The 19,943-nt window shown below is 73.4% G+C and carries 19 protein-coding genes; 9 read left to right on the top strand and 10 right to left on the bottom strand.

The window, feature by feature from the left end; translation table 11 throughout:
- Positions 1–62: 62 nt before the first annotated feature.
- Entirely contained in the window at positions 63–251 is a 189-nt protein-coding gene (locus tag DVK06_RS09415) for a hypothetical protein (RefSeq protein WP_121600093.1), read from the bottom strand.
- A gap of 187 nt (positions 252–438) precedes the next feature.
- Between DVK06_RS09415 and DVK06_RS09410 the strand changes: the two genes are divergently transcribed.
- Positions 439–1,164, top strand: a complete 726-nt coding sequence (locus DVK06_RS09410; protein ID WP_053770593.1) for a nucleoside phosphorylase — start codon at positions 439–441, stop codon at positions 1,162–1,164.
- Positions 1,165–1,194: 30 nt separating this feature from the next.
- Here DVK06_RS09410 and DVK06_RS09405 read toward each other — a convergent pair whose 3' ends face one another.
- The gene (locus DVK06_RS09405) at positions 1,195–1,641 is read right to left on the bottom strand and encodes a UPF0179 family protein (protein ID WP_121600092.1); all 447 of its coding nucleotides are present in this window, start codon (positions 1,639–1,641) and stop codon (positions 1,195–1,197) included.
- A gap of 130 nt (positions 1,642–1,771) precedes the next feature.
- On the opposite strand from DVK06_RS09405, the gene tmcA reads away from it, so the two are divergent.
- A complete protein-coding gene (gene tmcA, locus DVK06_RS09400; protein ID WP_121600091.1) occupies positions 1,772–4,084 on the top strand; it encodes a tRNA(Met) cytidine acetyltransferase TmcA in 2,313 nt (770 codons plus the stop codon).
- Positions 4,085–4,526: 442 nt separating this feature from the next.
- On the opposite strand, the gene DVK06_RS09395 is transcribed toward tmcA, so the two are convergent.
- Positions 4,527–4,856, bottom strand: a complete 330-nt coding sequence (locus DVK06_RS09395; protein WP_053770590.1) for a ferredoxin family protein — start codon at positions 4,854–4,856, stop codon at positions 4,527–4,529.
- An 84-nt stretch (positions 4,857–4,940) separates the two neighbouring features.
- Positions 4,941–6,713 (bottom strand): glutamate--tRNA ligase, encoded by a 1,773-nt coding sequence (locus tag DVK06_RS09390; protein ID WP_121600090.1) that lies wholly within the window; start codon positions 6,711–6,713, stop codon positions 4,941–4,943.
- Between the two features lie 357 nt (positions 6,714–7,070).
- On the opposite strand from DVK06_RS09390, the gene DVK06_RS09385 reads away from it, so the two are divergent.
- The gene (locus DVK06_RS09385; RefSeq protein ID WP_082356852.1) at positions 7,071–7,307 is read left to right on the top strand and encodes a hypothetical protein; all 237 of its coding nucleotides are present in this window, start codon (positions 7,071–7,073) and stop codon (positions 7,305–7,307) included.
- A gap of 57 nt (positions 7,308–7,364) precedes the next feature.
- On the opposite strand, the gene surE is transcribed toward DVK06_RS09385, so the two are convergent.
- Together surE and carA are read right to left on the bottom strand one after the other, a co-directional pair.
- Positions 7,365–8,249: a 5'/3'-nucleotidase SurE gene (gene surE / locus DVK06_RS09380; RefSeq protein WP_053770588.1), complete on the bottom strand. Its 885-nt coding sequence runs from the start codon at positions 8,247–8,249 to the stop codon at positions 7,365–7,367.
- A 262-nt stretch (positions 8,250–8,511) separates the two neighbouring features.
- Positions 8,512–9,573, bottom strand: a complete 1,062-nt coding sequence (gene carA / locus DVK06_RS09375) for a glutamine-hydrolyzing carbamoyl-phosphate synthase small subunit (RefSeq protein ID WP_121600089.1) — start codon at positions 9,571–9,573, stop codon at positions 8,512–8,514.
- A 96-nt stretch (positions 9,574–9,669) separates the two neighbouring features.
- Here carA and DVK06_RS09370 point away from each other — a divergent pair, with 96 nt between their 5' ends.
- Entirely contained in the window at positions 9,670–10,083 is a 414-nt protein-coding gene (locus DVK06_RS09370; protein ID WP_053770586.1) for an Lrp/AsnC family transcriptional regulator, read from the top strand.
- Positions 10,084–10,539: 456 nt separating this feature from the next.
- On the opposite strand, the gene icd is transcribed toward DVK06_RS09370, so the two are convergent.
- A complete protein-coding gene (gene icd, locus DVK06_RS09365) occupies positions 10,540–11,802 on the bottom strand; it encodes an isocitrate dehydrogenase (NADP(+)) (RefSeq protein WP_053770585.1) in 1,263 nt (420 codons plus the stop codon).
- 135 nt (positions 11,803–11,937) lie between these two features.
- Positions 11,938–12,942 (bottom strand): glycosyltransferase, encoded by a 1,005-nt coding sequence (locus DVK06_RS09360; protein WP_121600088.1) that lies wholly within the window; start codon positions 12,940–12,942, stop codon positions 11,938–11,940.
- A 167-nt stretch (positions 12,943–13,109) separates the two neighbouring features.
- On the opposite strand from DVK06_RS09360, the gene DVK06_RS09355 reads away from it, so the two are divergent.
- Entirely contained in the window at positions 13,110–14,084 is a 975-nt protein-coding gene (locus DVK06_RS09355; protein WP_121600087.1) for an isoaspartyl peptidase/L-asparaginase, read from the top strand.
- 54 nt (positions 14,085–14,138) lie between these two features.
- On the opposite strand, the gene DVK06_RS09350 is transcribed toward DVK06_RS09355, so the two are convergent.
- Both DVK06_RS09350 and DVK06_RS09345 read right to left on the bottom strand, forming a co-directional pair.
- A complete protein-coding gene (locus DVK06_RS09350) occupies positions 14,139–14,789 on the bottom strand; it encodes a TrkA family potassium uptake protein (protein ID WP_053770582.1) in 651 nt (216 codons plus the stop codon).
- A 3-nt stretch (positions 14,790–14,792) separates the two neighbouring features.
- Positions 14,793–16,256, bottom strand: coding sequence for an APC family permease (locus tag DVK06_RS09345; protein ID WP_121600086.1), 1,464 nt, complete (start codon positions 16,254–16,256; stop codon positions 14,793–14,795).
- Positions 16,257–16,349: 93 nt separating this feature from the next.
- On the opposite strand from DVK06_RS09345, the gene cofD reads away from it, so the two are divergent.
- From cofD to DVK06_RS09325, 4 genes are read left to right on the top strand one after another with little or no spacing between them, the layout of a single operon-like run.
- The gene (cofD, locus tag DVK06_RS09340; protein WP_121600085.1) at positions 16,350–17,387 is read left to right on the top strand and encodes a 2-phospho-L-lactate transferase; all 1,038 of its coding nucleotides are present in this window, start codon (positions 16,350–16,352) and stop codon (positions 17,385–17,387) included.
- A complete protein-coding gene (locus tag DVK06_RS09335) occupies positions 17,384–18,277 on the top strand; it encodes a tRNA-dihydrouridine synthase (RefSeq protein ID WP_233561652.1) in 894 nt (297 codons plus the stop codon). Before cofD ends, DVK06_RS09335 begins: the two co-directional genes overlap by 4 nt.
- Positions 18,274–19,251, top strand: coding sequence for a triphosphoribosyl-dephospho-CoA synthase (locus DVK06_RS09330; protein WP_121600084.1), 978 nt, complete (start codon positions 18,274–18,276; stop codon positions 19,249–19,251). The genes DVK06_RS09335 and DVK06_RS09330 overlap by 4 nt, the downstream gene beginning before the upstream one ends.
- Entirely contained in the window at positions 19,248–19,883 is a 636-nt protein-coding gene (locus DVK06_RS09325) for a DUF447 domain-containing protein (RefSeq protein ID WP_121600083.1), read from the top strand. Before DVK06_RS09330 ends, DVK06_RS09325 begins: the two co-directional genes overlap by 4 nt.
- Positions 19,884–19,943: the final 60 nt, after the last annotated feature.

The raw sequence follows: 19,943 nt of genomic DNA, 5'->3' as shown, positions 1-19,943 counted from the left end.
CCGTCCGACCTCTCAGTCGCGATACTCGGGCGGGTGCGGCCGAGCGCCGGCGACGAAGACGGCTAGTCGTCCCCCGCCCGCCGAGCCGTCAGCCACGCCGACGCGACGGCCACGGCGCCGGCGAACCCGCCGAGCAGCACCGCCTGCGTCCAGTTGAAGTCGAGGAGCGTCCCGGCGACGAGCGTGACGAGGACGAACGCGACCGCCAGCGCGCCGAGCGTCGAGCCGAGGTCCGCCGAGGCGTCGGGCATACGCGAACGTCGAGCCGTCGAGCGATAAAGCGGGCGATTCGACCGGACCCGCCGCGCTCGTTCGGGAGCGAACGGCGCCGGGATCGCGCACTAATAAATCACATAGCGCGATATCAAATCCGCACCGCGGCGCGATCCGGGGCCGCCGACCGGTCCGTTTTTGCGCGCGGCGGCTGTTGGCGCGCGTATGGCGAAACAGCCGCATCTGCTGGTCGAGGAGGGCGACGTACACGAGGTCGCGGTCATCCCGGGCGACCCGGGGCGCGTCGACCGGATCGCGGACCTCTGTGACGACAGCGAGGTCGTCGCGCAGAACCGCGAGTACAAGGTCGTCAACGCGACGTACGAGGGCGTCGCCCTCACGATCTGCTCGACCGGGATCGGCTGTCCCTCCGCCGCCATCGCCGTCGAGGAGCTCTCGCGGGTCGGCGTCGAGACGTTCGTCCGCTGTGGCACCTGCGGGGCGCTCCAGCCCGACATGGAGGTCGGCGACATGGTCGTCGCGACGGGCGCGGCCAAGGAGGAGGGGACGAGCAAGCGCTACGAGTCGGCGAACTACCCTGCGGTCCCGGACTACGACGTGCTCACGGGGCTGGTCGGGGCGGCCGAGGAGAACGGCGAGGAGATCCACGTCGGCCCGATCGTCTCCGACGACGCGTTCTACAACGAGGACGACGAGTACGTGGCCGACTGGAACGACGCCAACCTGCTCGCGATCGAGATGGAGGCGGCGACCGTCTTCTCGCTCGCGCGGCGCAAGGGGCTCGCCGCCGGCGCCATCTGTACCGTCGACGGGAACCTCGTCGCGGGGTCACAGAAGGGCGCTGACTCCGACGACGAGCTGCCGGCGAAGGCGAAGGACAACGTCGAGCGCGCGATCCGGATCACGCTGAACGCGATCACGTCGCTGTAACGCTCCGGGCGGTCGGCCCGCCCCGGCTCCTCACTCCTCCGGGCGGAACTCCACGAGCGTCAGGTCGCGGTCGAGCGCGCACGTCTCGTGAGGCGGGTCGCCGAGCACCTGGTCGATGACGCGCTCCTCGTCGAAGTCGGCGCCGTCGGGGACGCAGTAGCCGTGGCTCGGGCACTCGGTGTGCGGGCAGGGGCCGGCGAGCGACGCCTTGCTCCCGGCGTACGCGCGCTTCGCGGGGACGTTCGCGGGGACGGAGGCGGGCTCGACCTCGACCGCGCGGACGCCCGCGTCGTGGACGGCGCAGTCGAGCGTCTGGGCGTTCTCGCGGATCCCGGTCACCCGGTAGCGGGTGCCCTCGGAGAGGTTGAGACACTGGCCGCGGTAGGGACACCCCTCGCAGTCGGCCGATTCCCCCTCGTAGACGAACTCGCGGCCCACGTCCGCGAGCCGGGTCCCGATGAGCGTGACCGTGGTCATGTCCGGAGCGACGCGCCGAGCGTCCGTAAGCCTCCCGCCTTCGCGGCCGTCGGCGGGTCGCCGGGTAGTCGGGACGACGGCGGCGCGGAGAGTAAGACACATCCCCGCGCCTCGGCAACGACGAGCGGAGATGATCGCGGGAGTCGCGCGCGACCTGCGCGCCGAGGCCGAGCGGGCGAACGAGCGGCGCGTCCTCGTGCTCGCGGGCGACCGGGACCGCGGGGTCGACGCGGCCTACGACGCGGTCGAGTCGCTCGGGGTCGACGACGGGGCGGTGACGATGGTCTCGACGCGCGAGGGGTTCCGGTTCGAGGAGACGCGCCCGCGGAACGCCGACGAGCTCCTCGGCCGCACCCGCGAGGCGGTCGTGCTCGACTGCCACGAGCGGTTCGTCCCGAACGCGCTCGGCCGGGCGGTCGGCGCGGTCGACGGCGGCGGCCTCCTCGTCCTCCTGACGCCTCCGCTCGACGACTGGCCCGGGATCCGCGACCGGTTCGACGACTCGCTGGCGGTGCCCCCGTTCGGGATCGGCGACGTGACGGGGCGGTTCCGCGAGCGCCTCGTCGCGACGCTCCGCGCGCACCCCGGGGTCGCGGTCGTCGCGCTCGGCGACTCCGCGGCCGACGACGCGGTGGAGCGCGACGGGCTGACGGGCGCCGACGGGGGCGGGGACGACGGCGCGCCCGACGGCCCCGACGCCGTCGGCGGACCCGACGAGCGAAGCGCACCGCCGGGCGCGAGGTTTCCCGCGGCCGCGTACGGAGCGTGCCTCACGGCCGACCAGGCGCGGGCGCTGCGCGCGTTCGAGTCCCTCGCCGACCCCGGGGCCGCGGTCGTGGTCGAGTCGGACCGGGGGCGCGGGAAGTCGAGCGCGGCCGGGCTCGCGGCCGGCGCGCTCGCCACCGCGGGCCGCGACGTGCTCGTCACCGCGCCCGCGTTCCGGAACGCAGCCGAGGTGTTCGCGCGAGCCCGGGATCTGATCGGGGGCGAGGCCGACGGCGACGGCGACGAGGCCGACCCGGGGAGCCGCGAGGACGGCGCGAACGAGCGCGAGATCCGAACGCCGGCCGGCGGTCGCGTCCGGTTCCTCCCGCCCGCGACCGCGGCAGACGTCGCCGGCGAGGCGGACGCGGCGGTCGTCGACGAGGCGGCCGCGCTCCCGGTGCGGCTGCTGGAAGGGCTCCTCGACGCGCCGGCGGTCGCGTTCTGTACGACGGTCCACGGGTACGAGGGCGCTGGCCGCGGGTTCGCGGTCCGGTTCCGCGAGCGGCTGCTCGACTCTCGGTTCGCGGTCCGCGACGTGCGGCTCGACGAGCCGATCCGGTACGCGCGGGACGACCCCGTCGAGGCGTGGGCGTCGCGCGCGCTCCTGCTCGACGCCCGGCCCGCGGTCGACGCGGCGGTCGGCGATGCGGCGGTCGGAGACGCGACCTATCGCGCGCTGGACCCGGACGACCTCTGCGCCGACGAGACGCTGCTCGGCGAGGCGTTCGGCCTGCTCGTCGCCGCCCACTACCGGACGGAGCCGAACGACCTCGCGCGGCTGCTCGACGCGCCGAACCTCGTCGCCCGGGCGCTCGTCGCGGACGGGCGCGTGGTCGCCGTCGCGCTGCTCGCGCGCGAGGGCGGGCTCGACGCCGCGACGCGCCGCGGGATGTACGAGGGCGAGCGCGTCCGCGGCAACATGGTGCCGGACGTGCTCACGAGCCAGCTACGCGACGAGGGCGCGGCCGCGCCGCGGGGCCTGCGGACGGTCCGGATCGCGACCCACCACGCGCTCCGGGACGCGGGGTTCGGGGCGCGGCTGCTCGACGAGGTCCACGCGGAGTTCGCGGGCGACCTCGACTACTTCTCGGTCGGCTACGGCGCGACGCCGCGGCTGCTCCGCTTCTGGCGCCGGGCGGGCTACCGGACCGTCCACCTCTCGACGAGCCGCAACGACGCATCGGGCGAGTACTCCGCGGTCATGCTGCGTCCGGAGACCGCGGCCGGCCGCGATCTGCTGGACCGGCACGCGGTCGCCTTCCGGGACCGGGAGCGCGACGGGCTCTCGGACGCGCACCGCGACGTGGACCCGGACGTGGTCCGCGGGGCGATCCGCGCGTGCCCCGCGCCCGGACCGGTCGACCTCACCGAGACCGAGTGGCGCTCGGTCGTCGGCGCCTCGGTCGGGCCGGGGATGTACGACACCGCGCCCGGCGCGTTCCGGGACCTCGCGCTCGCGGCGCTGATCGACGGGGAACCGGCGCTGGACGACCGAGAGGAGCGCCTGCTCGTCCGGAAGGTCCTCCAGGGCCGACCGTGGGAGGAGGTCGCCGACGAGCTCGGCTACGTCTCGACGAGCGCGTGTATGCGCGCGCTCGGCGACGCGTACGTCCCCGTCGTCGAGCGGTACGGGACCGAGTTCGCGCTCGCGGAACGGGAGCGATTTTCGAACGAGTGAGCGGGCAGGCGGCGGCTATTCATAGATAGGTCCGCGGTGGCGCGTGCCTGCGAGCGGCCGGAGCGAAGCGACGGCCGCGAGTCGCACGCGCGAGGGACGCGGCGAACGCGAGCGGCGAAGCCGCGAAGCGTGAGCCGCGAGGCTGGGGAGGCGTGAGGTGTGGGGCTGTGCGGTCTGGGTGGGGCTCGAAGGGGCAGCCGTGAGGCCGCCGTAGGCGTTCACGAGGGCAAAGCTCTCGTGAGCCAATCAGAACGCGAAGCGTTCTGATGACGACGCAAGCACTGAAACGAGGGAGCACGGAGTGAGCGACCGAGTGTAGCGCACAGCGAGCGTACGGCGGCCTCACGGCTGGGGATTTGGCGGTGTTCGCCGTCGACCGGAGAGTAAGTGAGCGAGCGAGACGCGAGCAACTCACCGTGCCATCAACGCCGACACCGACCGATTAGATCCGGTTCTCGCGCCCGGGGTCGACGTCGATGGCGTCCACGGGACAGACGTCGACGCAGAGCATACAGTCGATACACTGGTCCTCGTCGGCGGGGTTCGCCTTCCGCTCGGACTCGGGGTGGCCGGGGGTGTCGACCCACTCGAACACGTCGACCGGGCAGTCCTCCAGACACGCGCCGTCCGCGAGACAGATGTCGAAGTCGACGGCGACGTGAGTGCCGCGGATCCCCTGCTTCTCCGGCGGTTCGACGGGGCCCCACACGGCGACGCCGTCCTCCTCGCCGACCCGCTCGCGGTTCACTTCGAAGTTCGAGTCGATGGCCATCGTTGCCCTCGCTTCGCCGCTCGCGGGTTTAAACTCCCCGACGAAGGGATTCGGGAGGCGGTCCCGCGGTCAGGGCTCCGCGACCTACGGGTGCGCGTAGTACGCCAGCGCGTCCTCGGTGCCGTCCGGGCCGTCGTCCTCGTCGGTCGCCGCGGGCTCGAACGCGTCGATCCGGGCGAAGCCGACGCGCACGAACTGGACCACGGTGTCGGGCTCGACGTCGGCGAGGGCGGGCTCGGCGACGCCTCGAACGTCGCCGTCGACCGTGCGGAGGAGGGTGTCGAGGCCCTCGTCGGCCGGCGCCCAGTGGATCACGTCCACGTCGCCCTCGCGGACGACGTCGATGTCGGCGTCGAGGAAGGCCAGTTCGTCGCCCTCGTAGCGGACGCAGCCGTACCCCTTCAGCCAGACGCGCTCGCCCTCGCTCGGGAGGTCCGGCGACTCGACGACGACCGTCCCGGCGGGCACCTCGCGGTCGCCGCGGTCCGGGTGGTCGGGATGGAGCGGCGGGTGACCGGCCTCGGGCGCCGGCGCGTCGCCGTCGACGACCGGGAGCTCGACCGCGGGCGCGTCCTCGCGGTCGCGGACGAAGAAGTAGCGGTTCGCCGCGTCGTCGACCAGGTCGCGGTTGTTCGCGTAGACGGAGGACATCGCGAGGTCGACGTCGGAGGTGGACATGCCGAGCTCCGTCATCGAGTCGACGAGCGCCTGGCCCTGGATCCCGCGGCGGCGCATCGACTGGATCGTCGGGGCGCGCGGGTCGTCCCAGCCCGTCAGTTCGCCGTCCGCGATGAGCTGCTTGATCGTCGACGTGGACAGCTTCACGTCGTACTCGTCGACCTGGACGTGGCCCCAGTGGAGCACCTCGGGGTACTCCCAGCCGAAGTAGTCGTAGACGAACCGCTGGCGCTTCGCGGAGTCTTGGAGGTCGATGCCGCGGATGATGTGGGTGACGCCCGTGAGGTGGTCGTCGACGCCGGACTGGAAGTCGAGCATGGGCCAGCAGCGGTAGTCGCTGGCCGCCTCGCGCGGGTGCGGCGTGTCGATCATCCGGAAGGCGACCCAATCGCGGAGCGCGGGGTTCTTGTGCCCGATGTCGGTCTTCACGCGTAACACCATGTCGCCGGAGCCGTACTCGCCGTCGACCATGGCGTCGAACTCCTCGTGAACCGTCTCGGCGTCCTTCTCGCGGTGCGGACACGCCTCGCCGGCGTTCTTCAGCTCCGAGAAGTCGTCGCCGGAGCACGAGCAGGTGTAGGCGCCGCCGGCGTCGATCAGGTCGCGGGCGTGGTCGTAGTACGTCTCCAGCCGGTCGGACGCGCGGAGCACGCGGTCCGGCTCGAAGCCGAGGTACTCGATGTCGTCGAGGATGGCGTCGTACGCGTCGAGGTCGGGGCGCTTCGTCTCCGGGTCGGTGTCGTCGAACCGGCAGATGAAGTCGCCGTCGTAACGCTCCTTGTACGTCCCGATGACGGCGGGCATCCGCGCGTGACCGACGTGCCACGGGCCGTTCGGGTTCGGCGCGGCGCGCATCACGACCTCGCCGTCCTCGGCGTTCGGGAGGTCGGGGAGGACGTGCTCGTCCTCCTCCTCGTCCGCCTCTAACTCCGCGAGCTTCTCGGGGGCGAGCTCGCCGAGCCGCTCCCGGCGCGCCGCCTCGTCCATCTCGCCGACCTCGTCGACGACCGGCGCGAGGACGCCCGGTATCTCGTCGCCGTGCGGGCGGAACTCGGGGTTCTCGCCCATGATCGGGCCCATGATCGCGCCCACGTCCGGGTCGCTGCCGTGCTTGAGCGCGTTGTAGAGCGCCGCGGCCTCGCCGGCCGCCGCGACGCGATCGCGGAGTTCGTCGTCCATGGGCGTCGCTTGTCGGGGTCGGGTCAAAAACGCCGCGAAACGGCGGGGAGGGGCGGATCCCGAGTGACCGCCGGGGCGGCGGGCGCCGGTGGCGGCCCGGGAGCGGGTAGGGGCGCTCGACACCAGCGGTCGGACGGGCTTAAACGGTCCAGACCGTTCACGCCCGCGACGGTCCGCGACCGGCGTGAACGGTCGAGACGCTTTTTACCGATCGGGTCCGATTGGCATGGTCGGTCGCCGTGTCGACCGGGCGTCGCGCCGACGGACCGAACGGGTTCGTCGCCTTGATAGTCGCCGGGAGCGTGGGTGGCGCATGAGCGTCGCGTCGGTCGCCGTCGGAACGCGGGGGGGATCGCGGTGGTAGGACCAATCTCCGAGGCGGAGCGAGACGCCGGCAACCGGAAGATCAGGCTCGTGCTGCTCGCGATCGTCACGGCCACGCCGCCGCTTATCGCCCTCCAGTTGGACCCGACGCCGGTCGAGCTGCTGGCGGCCGCCGGGGGCGGGTTCGGCCTCGGCCTCGTGGTCGTGTGGTACCTCGGGCGCCTCGCGGCGGAGTTCGCCGGCAGCGGGCGTCGGCGCCCGCGGCGCTGAGGTCGGGGAGTCGTCCGTTTCTGCCGCGTCGGCCTCTCGCCCGAGCGGCGCGACCGGTCAGTCGGCGCCCGTCTCGGCGCCCGGAGCGGGGTCGACGAGCTCTCCCGTCCGCTCGCCCGCGACGGACCGGGAGCTCGACAGCGGCGAGATGCTCACCTCGCCCTCGACGGCCGCGCGGCGGTCCGAACCGGGGTCGTCCGGGACGTTCCCCCGCAGGAACTCCCGCCAGAAGCGGTCGCGGAGCTCCATCCCCATCTCGCCGCGGCGCTCGCCGAACTCCCACCCTTCCGGGACGTCCTCCTCCTCGGGCCCCTCCTCGCCCGGACGGAACTCGATGACGTCGAAGCCGCGCGCGGGCTCGGTCAGCCGGTAGGTCGGGTTCTCCGCCGCCTCGTCGTCGGCGGCCGGGACGTTCACGTTCAGCACGTCGGCGCCGAACGGGAGTTCGAGACCCCCGTCGCTGCCGACCGCGGCGCGGTCGATCAGGTCGGCGACGACCGATCCGGCGACGGCGAAGTCGCCGTTGTCGAGCGTCGGCGGCACGGGGAGGTTGCCGCGGTCGTACAGCGAGACCGCGACGGCGGGCGTGCCGAGGAACGACGCCTCCATCGCGGCGCCGACCGTCCCGGACTGGCCGAGGATGTGCGCGCCGATGTTCGGCCCGTGGTTACAGCCGGAGACGACGACGTCGGGGTCGAGTTCGAGCGCCACGTCCGCGACCGCGACGCAGTCCGCGGGGGTCCCCTCGACCGCGTAGCCGCGGTCGGTCTCGGTGTAGTCGACCGTCGTGTCCCACCACGAGCGCGCGCCGCCGACGCCGGACTGGTTCGTCGCGGGCGCGACGACCGTCACGTCGTAGTCGCGGGAGAGCGCGTCCGCCAGCGCCCGGAGGCCGACGGCGTCGATCCCGTCGTCGTTGGTGAGCAGGATCTCGGTTGGCATACGACACCGTGCGCGGGGACGGGAGAAAACGTCGCCGGTCCGAGGCGAGGAGCGTGACGGGCGCGGGGCGTGGCGGGCGCGAGGAGCGTGACGGGCGCGAGGAGCGTGACGGGCGCGGAGGACGAGGCGAGAGGAAACGAGGAACGAGCGCGAGGGGAGAGCGGGCGCGAGGGGGACGAACGTCGCGGGCGTCGGCCGGGTGGTACTCCGTGTGGTCAGCGGAGGGCGTCGGGACCGCGGAGAACGGGGTCGGACCGCCGGGTCAGTCGGCCGCCACGCGACGCGACGAGGACGCGAGGTCCAGCACCTCGTCGAAGAAGCCGAGCGAGTCGTGCGGGCCGGGGTTCGCCTCGGGGTGGTACTGGCGGGTGATGACGTCGAGCTCCTCGCTGTCGAGCCCCTCGACGGTGTCGTCGTTGACGTTCACCTGCGTCACCTCCAGCGGGCCGGTGTCGTCGACCGTGTAGCCGTGGTTCTGCGTGGTCATCACGACCTTGTCGGTGCGGAGGTCCTTGACGGGCTGGTTGACGCCGCGGTGGCCGAACGCCATCTTCTCCGTCGAGCCGCCGAGCGCGCTCGTGATCACCTGCTGGCCGAGGCAGATGCCCGCGAGGGGGAGGTCGCCCGCGAACTCGTCGACCACGTCCTGCGCGGCGACGAAGTTCTCCGGGTCGCCCGGGCCGTTCGAGACGAAGAGCACGTCGGGCTCAACGGCGGCCACGTCCTCGGGGGTCGCGTCGTACGGGAGGACGTGGACGTCCGCGCCGCGGTCGGTGAGCGAGGAGATGATAGAGCCCTTCGCGCCGCAGTCGAGCATCGCGACGTCGACGTCGCCGCCGCCCTCGTGGACGGTCGGCTCGGTCACGGACACCTGCGCGCCGATGTCGACGTGATCGCTCATCGGCTCACACGCCTCCATCTCGTCGACCGCGTCCTCGGGGGTCGCGTCCGGGCCGGCGGCGATCCCGCAGGCCATCGCGCCCTCCTCGCGGACGGTGGTGACGACCTCGCGGGTGTCGACGTGGTCGACGGCCGGCACGCCCTCGTCGGCGAGCCAGTCGGCGACGTCGTCGGTCAGCTCGCGGGCGATCGCCGCGCGGGGCTGGACCGACTCGGACTCGAACCGCTCGGTTCGGACGCCGTAGTTGCCGATGAGGGGGTACGAGAAGGTGAGGATCTGTTCGGCGTAGGAGGGGTCGGTGAGCGACTCCTCGTAGCCGGTGTACGCGGTCGTGAACACCAGTTCGCCGCGAGTGCGCCCCGGCGCACGGGCGCGCGCTTCGAGCACGCGTCCGTCGGCCAGCGCGATGTAGGCGTCCGACATTACGAGAAACGTACGCGCAGTGGATAATAAATGCGTCGTTCGTAGGTTCGTTACGATATTCGTAACGGGTAAGGCGACGGGGAGAAAGGCAGTGGTATGGACGACCTCGACCGACGGATCCTCTCGATCCTGCGACGGGACGCGCGGACCCCGTACACGGAGATCGCGGACCGGGTGGGGACCTCCGAGGGCACCGTGCGAAACCGCGTCGACCGCATGACCGAGGAGGGCGTGATCGAGCGGTTCACCGTCACGACCCGCACCGGGAACGTGAAGGCGATGATCGAGATATCGGTGGAGATGAACGTCAACACCGACGCGGTCGGCCAGCGGATGGTGGAGTGGGAGGAGGTCGACTTCGTCTGGCAGGTGTCGGGCGAGGAGGACGTCGTCCTCGTCGTCGACGCGGTCGACACGCGCGCCGTCAACGAACTGATCACGAAGGCCCGGGAGATGGACGAGGTCAAGTCGACGAAGACGCGGCTCATCCTCGACGAGCGGTTGGGGTAGGCGGGCGACGCGGCCGCGATTGATAGATGAATCCGCGGCGGCGCGCCTGCGAGCGGCCGCGAGCCCGCCCGCGAGGGAGTCGGTGGTCTGGAGCGGAGCGACGGACCACCGACGAGGCTGGGGAGGCCTGCGGTGCGGTGCTGTACAGGGTGGGACTCAAAGGGGCAGCCGGGAGGCGGGCGCAGGCGAGGTAAGGACCGCAACGAGGGAGCACGCAGTGAGCGACCGAGTGAGGACCGCAGCGAGCGTGCGCCCGCCTCCCGGCCGGGGCTTTGGCGGTGTTCACCGTCGATCTGTGGCCACTTGCGTACAGCCGAGCGGCTGGGGCTTTGACGGTGTTCGCCGTCGATCCATCGACAACAGTCGTTTATAAGTAAAGACGCCCCTCACGCTCGCGGGCAGAGAGAGATAGAAAACGGGAGTCGTCGGCCGCGAGGTCGACGACGCCGAACCGGCCTACGCCAGCTCGTCGATCTTGTCGACGACGGCGTCGGCGAACTCGCTGGTGGCGAGCTTCTCGCCGCCCTCGATCTGCCGGTGGAGGTCGTACGTGACCTTCCCGGAGGCGATGGTCTCCTCGACGGCGTCGCGCACGAGGTCGGCGGCGTCGGACCAGCCGAGGTAATCGAGCATCTCGCGGCCGGAGAGGATCATCGCGGTGGGATTCACCTTGTCCTCGCCGGCGTACTTGGGCGCGGAGCCGTGGACGGGCTCGGCGAGACAGCGGCCGTGGCCGAAGTTGGCGCCGGGCGCGATGCCGAGGCCGCCGATCTGCGCGCCGGCGGCGTCGGACATGTAGTCGCCGTTGAGGTTCATCGTCGCGATGACCCCGTACTCCTCGGTGCGGGTCAGGAGCTGCTGGAGCATGTTGTCCGCGATGCGGTCCTTGACGACGAGGGTGCCCTCGGGCTGCTCGCCGTCGTGGTCCTCCCACAGCTCGTCCTCGGTGATCACGTCGTCGCCGTACTCCTCCTCGGCGACCTCGTAGCCCCAGTCGCGGAAGGCGCCCTCGGTGAACTTCATGATGTTCCCCTTGTGGACGAGGGTGACCGAGTCGCGGTCGTTGGCGAGCGCGTAGTCGATGGCCTCGCGGACGAGGCGCTTCGAGCCGAACTCGGAGATGGGCTTGACGCCGATGCCGACCGGGCCGTCGTGGATGACGTCCGCGATGTCCATGTCGTCTTCGAGGAAGTCGCGTACCTCCTCGACCTCGTCGGTGCCGGCCTCCCACTCGACGCCGGCGTACACGTCCTCGGTGTTCTCGCGGAACGTGACCATGTCCATCTTCTCGGGGCTCTTGACGGGCGACGGGACGCCTTCGAGGTGATAGGTGGGACGGACGTTCGCGTACAGGTCGAGCGTCTGGCGAAGCGCGACGTTCAGCGAGCGGAACCCGGCGCCGACGGGGGTCGTCAGCGGGCCCTTGATCGCGACGCGGTGGTCGCGGATGGCCGAGACGGTGTCCTCGGGGAGGTTCTCGTCGTACTTCTCGCGGGCGCTGGCGCCGGCGTAGACGCGCATCCAGGCGATGGAGCGGCCCGTCGCCTCGGCGGCGGCGTCGAGCACCTGCTGTGCGGCCGGCCCGACGTCGGTGCCGATCCCGTCACCGTGAATGATCGGGATGATCGGGTTCGAGGGAACGTTCAGCTCGCCGGTCTCCTCGTCGGCGAGCGTGATGGCTTCGCCGTCGTCGGGGACGTCGACCTTGTCGTAGCTCATGAACGTTCGAGGATTTTTGTGCCCCCCTAAAGTGCCTGCCGTTTTCGGCGTGAGCGTCGCGCTCGCAGCGTTTGCCGGTTTTCGCCCACGGCGCCGCGCGCGGCGTTCTGCCGGCGCCCCGCGGCCGTTCGGGGGTCAGACCGGCTCGACCTCGACGTCGAACAGCGACCGCCACCGGTAGCGGCGACCGCCCCATACGAAGGTCCGCCGGGCGAACGCGTACGCCATCAGCGGCGGCGCGATCAGCACGCCGGGCGCCGCGAGCAGGAACGTCGCGCGAGCGATTCCGAAGCGGGCGTACGCGGCCCCCGCGAGCGCGGTGACGACCCCTACCCCAATGAACGGCGCAAACAGGCAGAGCGCGGCCATCGCGACGCCGAAAGCCGCGTTGAACGCGGTCGCCCTCGGCGCGTGGTAGCGGGTGATCGTCAGGAAGCGGACGAACCGCTCCAGCGAGCCCCGGAGCGACCCGCCGGCGCGGACGTACCGCGTTCGGTCGACCGCCGACACGTCGAGGTGCGCCGTGAGCGTCCCGTCGTCGCTGACGGTCCGCCGGAGGTCTCGGAGGAACGCCGCCTCGCCGTCGCGGAGGTCGTCGCGCTCGAAGATCACCGCGCCGCCCCACGCGACGCTGGCCGCGAACACCGCGAGCGTTCCGCCGATGACGTACGCGGGCTCGAACAGCCGACCGAGCGGGTCATCGCCGACGAACACCGGCACCTCCGTGGTCGGTCCGCGCCGCTCGTAGTCGGCGTCGAGCGTCGCCAGCCAGTCCGGCGGGTGCCGGAAGTCGTCGTCGGTCCACGCGATCCGGTCGTTCGCCGCCGCCTCCATCCCGGCCGCGATGGCGTTCGCCTTCCCGGAGCAGCCCTCCGGCTCGCCGGCGACGAGGACCCGGACGCGGTCCGGGAGGTCGCCGCGGCGCGACGCGACGGGGTCGTCCGGCGAGTCGCAGATCACGAGGAGCTCGTCGGCGGCGCGGTCGCCCCCGCGCGCGCCCCCGTCCCCGCCGGCGAACGCCGCCGGGCCGCGGAGCTGGTCCGCCACCTCGTCGCACGCCTCGGTCCAGCGGACGGTCGGGAGCAGGACCGACACCGGCGTCGGACGCTCCGGCCCCGCGGTCGGGTCCGAATCGGTCACGTCGGTCGCTTCGGGCGGCGGGGAGTAAACGCCGGCGGTCACGGGGTCGGGCGCGAGCGCGTCCCGCGCCCGTCAGCCTCGGCCTCCCGGTCCGCGGTGCGCGTGCGAACGCCCGAGCGGGCCGCCGCCTTCCGGGCGCTTATGTGGCCGCCGCGGGTGCCCCCGGTATGCGAGTCATCGTTCACGGCGGCGCCGGCGGCGCCCCGGACGACCCGGAGCCCAGACAGGCGGTCCTCGACGAGGCGGCCGCGCGCGGCGCCGCAGGCGCGACGCCGCTCGACGCGGTCGAGTCGGCGGTCGGCGTCCTCGAATCGGACCCGCGGTTCAACGCGGGCGTCGGCGGCGCGGTCCAGTCGGACGGCGTCGTCCGCACCGACGCCGGCGTGATGACCGCGGACCGCGAGGTCGGCGCGGCCTGCTCGATGCCGGGCGTCGAACACGCCGCGAGCGTCGCCCGCGTCGTCCACTCCGAGACGCCGCACGGCTTCGTCTCGGGCGAGCACGCCGTCGACCTCGCGGCCGACTTCGGGATCGAGACCGATGCCGACCTGCTCACCGACGAGACGCGCGAGCGGTACGAGGCCGAGGACCCGCCGCGGGGGTCGCCGCGCGACCACCTCGACTGGCTCGACTCGCGGTTCGGGTCGGGCGACGACCAAGCGGGCGGGGCGGGAGACGGCGAGGGCGGCCGCGGGAAGGCGGCGGGGAGAGGCGGCGAGGAAGCGGGGCCATCCGAGTCGGGCCGCGCCCCCGATCACGACACCGTCGGCGCCGTCGCGACCGACGGCGAGCGCGTCGCCGCGGTCACCTCGACCGGCGGGCGGTCGTTCGCGCTCGCGGGGCGCGTCGGCGACGTGCCGCAGGTCGGCTCGGGCTTCTTCTGTACCGAGGCCGGCGGCGCGAGCGCGACCGGCGCCGGCGAGGACATCGCGCGCGTCACGCTCTCGCGGCGCGCGGTCGACCTCCTCGACGAGGGGCTCGGCGCGCAGGCGGCCGCCGACCGAGCGATCGAGGAGTTCGAGGCGATCACCGGGTCGGGCGCGGGCGTCATCGTCCTCGACCCGGACGCGGGGGGCGCGGACGCCGCCGGGAGCGCGTACAACACCGAGGGGATGCAGACGAGCGTCGCGCTCGGCGAGTGAGGCGGGCGAGTCGGTCGCCGCCCGGCGCGGCTCACCGGCTCGGCCCGCCGGCGCCTACCCGCGGAAGAGGTTCAGTACCTCGTCGACGACGGATGGCTCGACGGCGACGAGGTACGACTCCCCCGCGTGAAGCACCGTCTCCGGACCCGCGAGGGTGTCGCCGGCGGCGTCGGAGACGATCAGGCTCCCGCGGGGCAGCGCCACCTCGTCGAGCGAGCGCCCGGCGACGGGCGCGCCGTCGGCGACGTGGACCTCCAGGATGTCGAGCGTCCCGGTGACGTCTTCGAGCGTGCTCACGTCGGGTTCGATCGCGTTCACCGCGGCGCGCGCGCCGGCGCGCTCCGGGAATATCACCTCGTCGACGAACCGGTCGAACTCCGCGCCCGGCTCGCTCTCGGTGCGGACGACCGTCTGCGTGTCGGGGGCGAGTTCGCGGGTCAGCAGGCAGACCGCCAGGTTCGTCCCGGTCTGACTCGTCAGCGCGGCGACCACGTCGGCGCGCTCTAACCCCGCCTGTTCGAGGACGCCCGGGCGCGTGGCGTCGCCCTCGATCACCGTGGCGACGTAGTCGTCCGAGAGCGCCTCCGCCCGCTCTGGGTCCCGCTCGACGACGGTCACGTCGTGGCCCCTGTCGTCGAGGATGTGGGCGACCCGGTTCCCGACGCGGCCGCCGCCGGCGATCACGATCCGGAAGTTCCCGTCCATGGGTCAGCCGTCGCCGGCCTCCGCATTAGAACTGTCCGTGCTCGCCGGCGCCGCGCCCTCGCCGCGGCCGCGCAGGGCGTAGTACGCGGCGACGCCCGCGAGGATCCAGCCGACGCTCAGCGCCAGCGCGAGGGGGTCGGTCCGGACGAGGTACACCACGAGGACGCCGGTGAGCAGGAGGTTCAACGCGATCCCGAGCACCGCCGGGATGGGGTAGTACGGCATCTCGTACGGGCGGCGCATGTTCGGGCGGTCGCGGCGGAGCTTGATCACGGCCGCGTTGACGACGATGAACGAGAGCAGGAAGAAGAGGCTGGAGACGTTGCCGGCGCTCTCGGTCGGCAGGACGACGGACCCGAGCATCACGACCGCGCTGAGGAGGATCGCGAAGAACGGGGTTCCGTACCGGTGGTGGATGCGACCGATCCGCGGGAGCAGCTGCCCCTCCCGCCCCATCGAGAAGGCGACCCGCGAGGAGGCGATGACGACCGCGTTCAGCGCCGTCAGCGTCGAGAAGACCGCGCCGAAGACGATGAGCGCGCCGCCGTTCCGGATGATCGGGAGCCCCTTCGGCATGAACGAGGTGGCGGCCTGCGCGATCCCCGCCTCGCCGGCGTCGGCGAGCCCCTGTGCGCCGAGGGTGCCGATGGCGACGACGACCACCAGCGCGTAGACGACCACGGTCGCCCCGAGGCTGTAGAAGATCGCTCGCGGGATGTTCTCGCGCGGGTTCTCGACCTCCTCGGTGACGGTCGTGATGAGGTCGTACCCCTCGAAGGCGATGAACGTCAGGCCCATCGCCGGGAGGATCGAGAACGCGGAGTTCCCGGCGGGGAACAGCGGGTCGAACTGCTGGAAGGTGAAGCTCGTCTCCCCGCCGCCGCCGGCCGAGAGGAACCCGAAGACGACGAAGACCACGAGGATAGCGACCTTGACGGCCGTGAACAGCGTCTCCGCGCTGCCGCTCGCGGCCGTCGAGAGGGCGTTGACGGTCACGAGGAGCGCGACCGCGACGAGCGCGAGCCCGACCGCGGCCGGAACCGACACCGGGAGGAGCGGCACGGCGACCGCGCCGACCTGTCCCGGGGCGGCCGCGAACCCGTAGACGTGGAGCAGCTCCAGGAAGTTCGGCGCGAACCCGAGCGCGTAGAGTCCGCCCGCGATCATGTACGCGAACCAGAGCATCCACCCCATCAGGAACGAGGGGAGGTCGTCGAACGTCTCGCGGACGAAGGCGTACCCCCCGCCGGACTTCGGGATCGAGGCGGCGAGCTCGGCGTACGAGAGCCCCGTGAACGCCGTGACGATCCCGTTGAACACGAAGACGAGGATCGCCGCGGGCCCGGCGATCTCGGCCGCGAGCCCGGTCAACACGAATATCCCGGCGCCGATCATCGCCCCCATCCCGATCATCGTCGCGTCCAGCAGCCCGAGTTCGGCGGCTGGCGCGCGCTCACCGGCACTCATCGTCGTGTCCCACCGTCCCCACGCGAATAGTTGTTTGGCCGTCGGGGCCGCCGCGAGGCGAGGATACAAATCCGGGCGTCGCCTTGCGCCGGTATGGTAACCTTCCTCGCCGGGGGAACGGGCACGCCGAAGCTCCTCGACGGCGCGGCCCGGGTGTGGGAGTCCGCCGAGACGGCGGTCGTCGCCAACACCGGCGACGACGTCGAGCTGGGCGGCCACCTCGTCTGCCCGGACGTCGACACCGTGCTGTTCGCGGGCGGCGGCGTCCTCGACCGCGAGACGTGGTGGGGGATCGGCGGCGACACGACCGCGACCCACGCGGAGCTCGGCCGGCTCGCCGAGGCGGCCGGACTCGAAGCGGGCCCACGGTACCTCGACGCCGACGCGCAGACCGCGGGCCGGGAGATCGCCCGGTGGCGGCGGTTCTCGGCGGTCGCCGAGTTCATGGAGATCGGCGACCGCGACCGCGCGGTCCACCTCACGCGGACGGGCCTGCTCGACGAGGGGCACACGCTCACGGCCGCGGTCCGGACGCTCGCGGACGCCTTCGGCCTCGACGTCGACCTCCTCCCGATGTCCGACGATCCGGTCGCGACGCTGGTCCACACCGAGGCCGGCGAGACGCTCCACTTCCAGGAGTACTGGGTCGCGCGGCGCGGCGAGCCAGCGGTCGCCGACGTGGAGTTCCGGGGGGCGGACGACGCCGAGCCGACCGACGCCGTGCTGGCGGCGCTCGACGACCCGGTCGTGATCGGCCCCTCGAACCCGGTGACGAGCATCGGGCCGATGCTGGCGCTGCCCGGGTTCGAGCGCGCGCTCCGGGAGACGCCCGTCGTCGCCGTCTCGCCGTTCGTCGGCGACGAGGTGTTCTCCGGGCCCGCGGCGGACCTGATGGCCGGCGTCGGCCGCGACCCCTCGACCGCGGGCGTGGCCGCTGCGTACCCGTTCGCGGACGCGTTCGTCCTCGACGACGCGGATCCGACCGAACTCGACCGGCATGTCGAGCGCACCGACACCGAAATCGACGACGCGGACGACGCCGAGCGCGTCGCCCGCGCCTGCGAGCGCGCGCTGGCGGCGGTCGACGACGACGCGGCGGACGCGTCGCCGCCGCGGGAGGGCGCCGAGTGACCCGGAGCGGGAGCGAGCGGGAGGCGTCCCGCGAGGGCGACGACGGCGACGCGCCCGTCGGCAAGAGCGAGGGCCCGTTCCTCGTCGCCGCGAGCCTCAGCGGCGCCGCCGACGCCGCGTGGGCCCGGGCCGCGGCCGAGCACGTCGACGCCGCGCTCCTCGGCGGGGTCGCGCTCGACCCGGCCAGCCGGGCGGCCGCCCGCGACCTCGTCGCGCGCGGCCGCTCCGAGTTCCTCCCCGCCGACCCGGTCGCGTTCGTCGCCGACCAGCTCGACGCGGTCGCCGACGCGCCGGTCCGCCCCGGGATCAACGTCCGGAGCGCGTCGCCGGGACCGGTCCGAGAGGTCGCGCGCGTCTGCGCCGACCGCGGCGCCATTTGCGAGGTCAACGCCCACTGCCGGCAGCCGGAGCTGCGCGCGGTCGGCTGCGGCGAGTCGCTGCTCCGCGAGCCGGACCGCCTCGCGCGGTACGTCGCCGCCGCGGCCGAGACGGGCGCGACGACGAGCGTGAAGGTCCGCGCCGAGGTGCCGGGCGTCGGCCTCGTCGCGGTCGCGGAGCGGGTCGCGGCCGCGGGCGCGGACTGGCTCCACGTCGACGCGATGGACTCGGAGGCGGTGATCGCCGACCTCGCGGCCGCGGTCGACGCGGCGGCGGCGCGCGGCGACGGGAGCGCGCTCGCCGACCTGACGCTCGTCGCCAACAACGGCGTCCGCGGCCGGGAGACGGTGGCCGAGTACGCGGGACACGGCGCCGACGCGGTGAGCGTCGGGCGCCCGACGGAGGACCCGCCGGTCCTCGCGCGCGTGGCGGACGCCGTCGAGGCGTGGCGGAGCGGGGGGCCCCCGCGCGAGGCCCGCGGGCCTGAGCCCGGGCCGGAGGCGTCGCCGTGACCGACCCCGTCGACGACGCGACGCTCGCGCTCCTCGTCGAGGTGGCCGGCACGCCGAAGCCCGGGAACGTCGACCGGCGCCGCAACCTCGACGACCTGCGGTTCGAGGCGTTCCTCGGCGGCGCCGTCGGCGCGCGTCCGGGGCTCGAACGGGCCGCGAGGGGGACCGCCGGGGGCGCGGGCCCCGCGGTCGGCAACGCCTTCGAGCGCGCCGTCCGGGGGATGGCCGACCGCGCCGGGACGAACACCCAGTTCGGCTGTCTGCTGCTCCTGGTCCCGCTGGTTCGGGCGGCCGCCGACCCGGACCGGGACCTCTCGCCCGCCGGCCTCGACGCGCTCTGTCGGGCGACGACGGTCGAGGACGCGGTCGCCTTCTACCGCGCGTTCGAGGCCGTCGACGTCGCGGTCGACGACCCGCCGCCGGGCGCGGACGACCTCGACGTGCGCCGCGGGAGCGACGCGGAACCCGCGATCCGCGACCGCGGCGCGACCCTGCGGGACGTGCTGGCGCTCTCGGCCGACCCGACGGGCGGCGCCGGCGACGGCGATGGGGCCGCCGACCGCGTCCCCGACCGCAACGCCGCCGAGTGGGCCGAGGGGTTCCCCCGGACGTTCCGCGCGGCCGAGTGGATCCTGAGCGACGAGGGGCCGCTCGCGGACCGGGCGGCGCGGGCGTTCCTGGGGCTGCTCGCCGCCGAGCCGGACACGCTCGTCGCGTCGACGCAGGGGGCGGCGACGGCGCGCGAGGCGAGCGGGCGGGCGGCGGCGCTACTCGGCGTCGACTCGGCGGGGCCGGGAGGCGTCGGCGGCGTCGACGCGGTCCCGACCGACGCCGTCCACGGCGCCGACCTCGACGCCGCGGAGTCGCTGGCGGACGAGTTCGTCGCGGCGGGGATCAACCCCGGGACGACCGCCGACCTCACGTGCGCGGCGCTGTTCGTCGCGCTCCGGCGCGGCGCGGAGGTGGCGCCGTGAGCGACGCCGGTCGGCGGGGTCGGGACGGCGTCGCCCCCGACGGCTGGCCGGTCACGCTCCGCGGCGTCACCGAGTCCGTGGTGACGACGCTGGGCCCGAACGACCGGTGGAACGTCGCGGCCCTGGGGCTCCACGCGCCGGACGAACCAGAGGATTCGGTCACCGCGCGCACCTACGGGCGCACCCGCACGTGGCGGAACTTCAGTGAGCGCGGCGGCGGCGTGGTCCAGTTCACGGTCGACCCGCGGACGTTCGTCGACGCGGCGCTCACGGTCCGCGAGGCCAACGACCCGGTCCTCCCGAGCGCCGACGCGTGGGTCGAAGTCGAGGCCGAGGCGGTCGCGGCCGAGAGCGAGGGCGACACGACGATACGGACCTGGGAGCTGGCGCCGGTCGAGTCGGCGGTCGTGAGCGAGCGCGTGCCGACGGTGAACCGCGGGTTCGGCGCGGTCGTCGACGCCACGGTGGCCGCCTCGCGGCTCGACGTGCCGGCGTTCGACACCGACGAACTGCTCGACAGGCTCCGGTACTTCGCCGACGTGGTCGAGCGCTGCGGCGGTCCCGCCGAGCGCGAGGCGTTCGCGCGGATCGACGAGGCGACCGGGTGGCGCGAGCGCGCGGGCGACGAGTGACCCGGAGGGGGCGCGACGAGACGAACCCCGCCGCGACTCCGGCTCGCGGCCGCTCGCGGC

The sequence above is a fragment of the Halorubrum sp. Atlit-28R genome, assembly GCF_003665955.1.
Taxonomy (GTDB): Archaea; Halobacteriota; Halobacteria; order Halobacteriales; family Haloferacaceae; genus Halorubrum; species Halorubrum tropicale.
The sequence above is the reverse complement of the archived record's forward strand: the minus strand, read 5'-3'. Positions and strand labels throughout refer to the sequence as shown.

What these genes read in the sequence shown, in the direction of transcription:
- DVK06_RS09415 (WP_121600093.1), bottom strand. Translation starts at nt 251, where the DNA reads ATGCCCGACGCCTCGGCGGACCTCGGCTCGACGCTCGGCGCGCTGGCG.
- DVK06_RS09410 (WP_053770593.1), top strand. Translation starts at nt 439, where the DNA reads ATGGCGAAACAGCCGCATCTGCTGGTCGAGGAGGGCGACGTACACGAG.
- DVK06_RS09405 (WP_121600092.1), bottom strand. Translation starts at nt 1,641, where the DNA reads ATGACCACGGTCACGCTCATCGGGACCCGGCTCGCGGACGTGGGCCGC.
- tmcA (WP_121600091.1), top strand. Translation starts at nt 1,772, where the DNA reads ATGATCGCGGGAGTCGCGCGCGACCTGCGCGCCGAGGCCGAGCGGGCG.
- DVK06_RS09395 (WP_053770590.1), bottom strand. Translation starts at nt 4,856, where the DNA reads ATGGCCATCGACTCGAACTTCGAAGTGAACCGCGAGCGGGTCGGCGAG.
- DVK06_RS09390 (WP_121600090.1), bottom strand. Translation starts at nt 6,713, where the DNA reads ATGGACGACGAACTCCGCGATCGCGTCGCGGCGGCCGGCGAGGCCGCG.
- surE (WP_053770588.1), bottom strand. Translation starts at nt 8,249, where the DNA reads ATGCCAACCGAGATCCTGCTCACCAACGACGACGGGATCGACGCCGTC.
- carA (WP_121600089.1), bottom strand. Translation starts at nt 9,573, where the DNA reads ATGTCGGACGCCTACATCGCGCTGGCCGACGGACGCGTGCTCGAAGCG.
- DVK06_RS09370 (WP_053770586.1), top strand. Translation starts at nt 9,670, where the DNA reads ATGGACGACCTCGACCGACGGATCCTCTCGATCCTGCGACGGGACGCG.
- icd (WP_053770585.1), bottom strand. Translation starts at nt 11,802, where the DNA reads ATGAGCTACGACAAGGTCGACGTCCCCGACGACGGCGAAGCCATCACG.
- DVK06_RS09355 (WP_121600087.1), top strand. Translation starts at nt 13,110, where the DNA reads ATGCGAGTCATCGTTCACGGCGGCGCCGGCGGCGCCCCGGACGACCCG.
- DVK06_RS09350 (WP_053770582.1), bottom strand. Translation starts at nt 14,789, where the DNA reads ATGGACGGGAACTTCCGGATCGTGATCGCCGGCGGCGGCCGCGTCGGG.
- DVK06_RS09345 (WP_121600086.1), bottom strand. Translation starts at nt 16,256, where the DNA reads ATGAGTGCCGGTGAGCGCGCGCCAGCCGCCGAACTCGGGCTGCTGGAC.
- cofD (WP_121600085.1), top strand. Translation starts at nt 16,350, where the DNA reads ATGGTAACCTTCCTCGCCGGGGGAACGGGCACGCCGAAGCTCCTCGAC.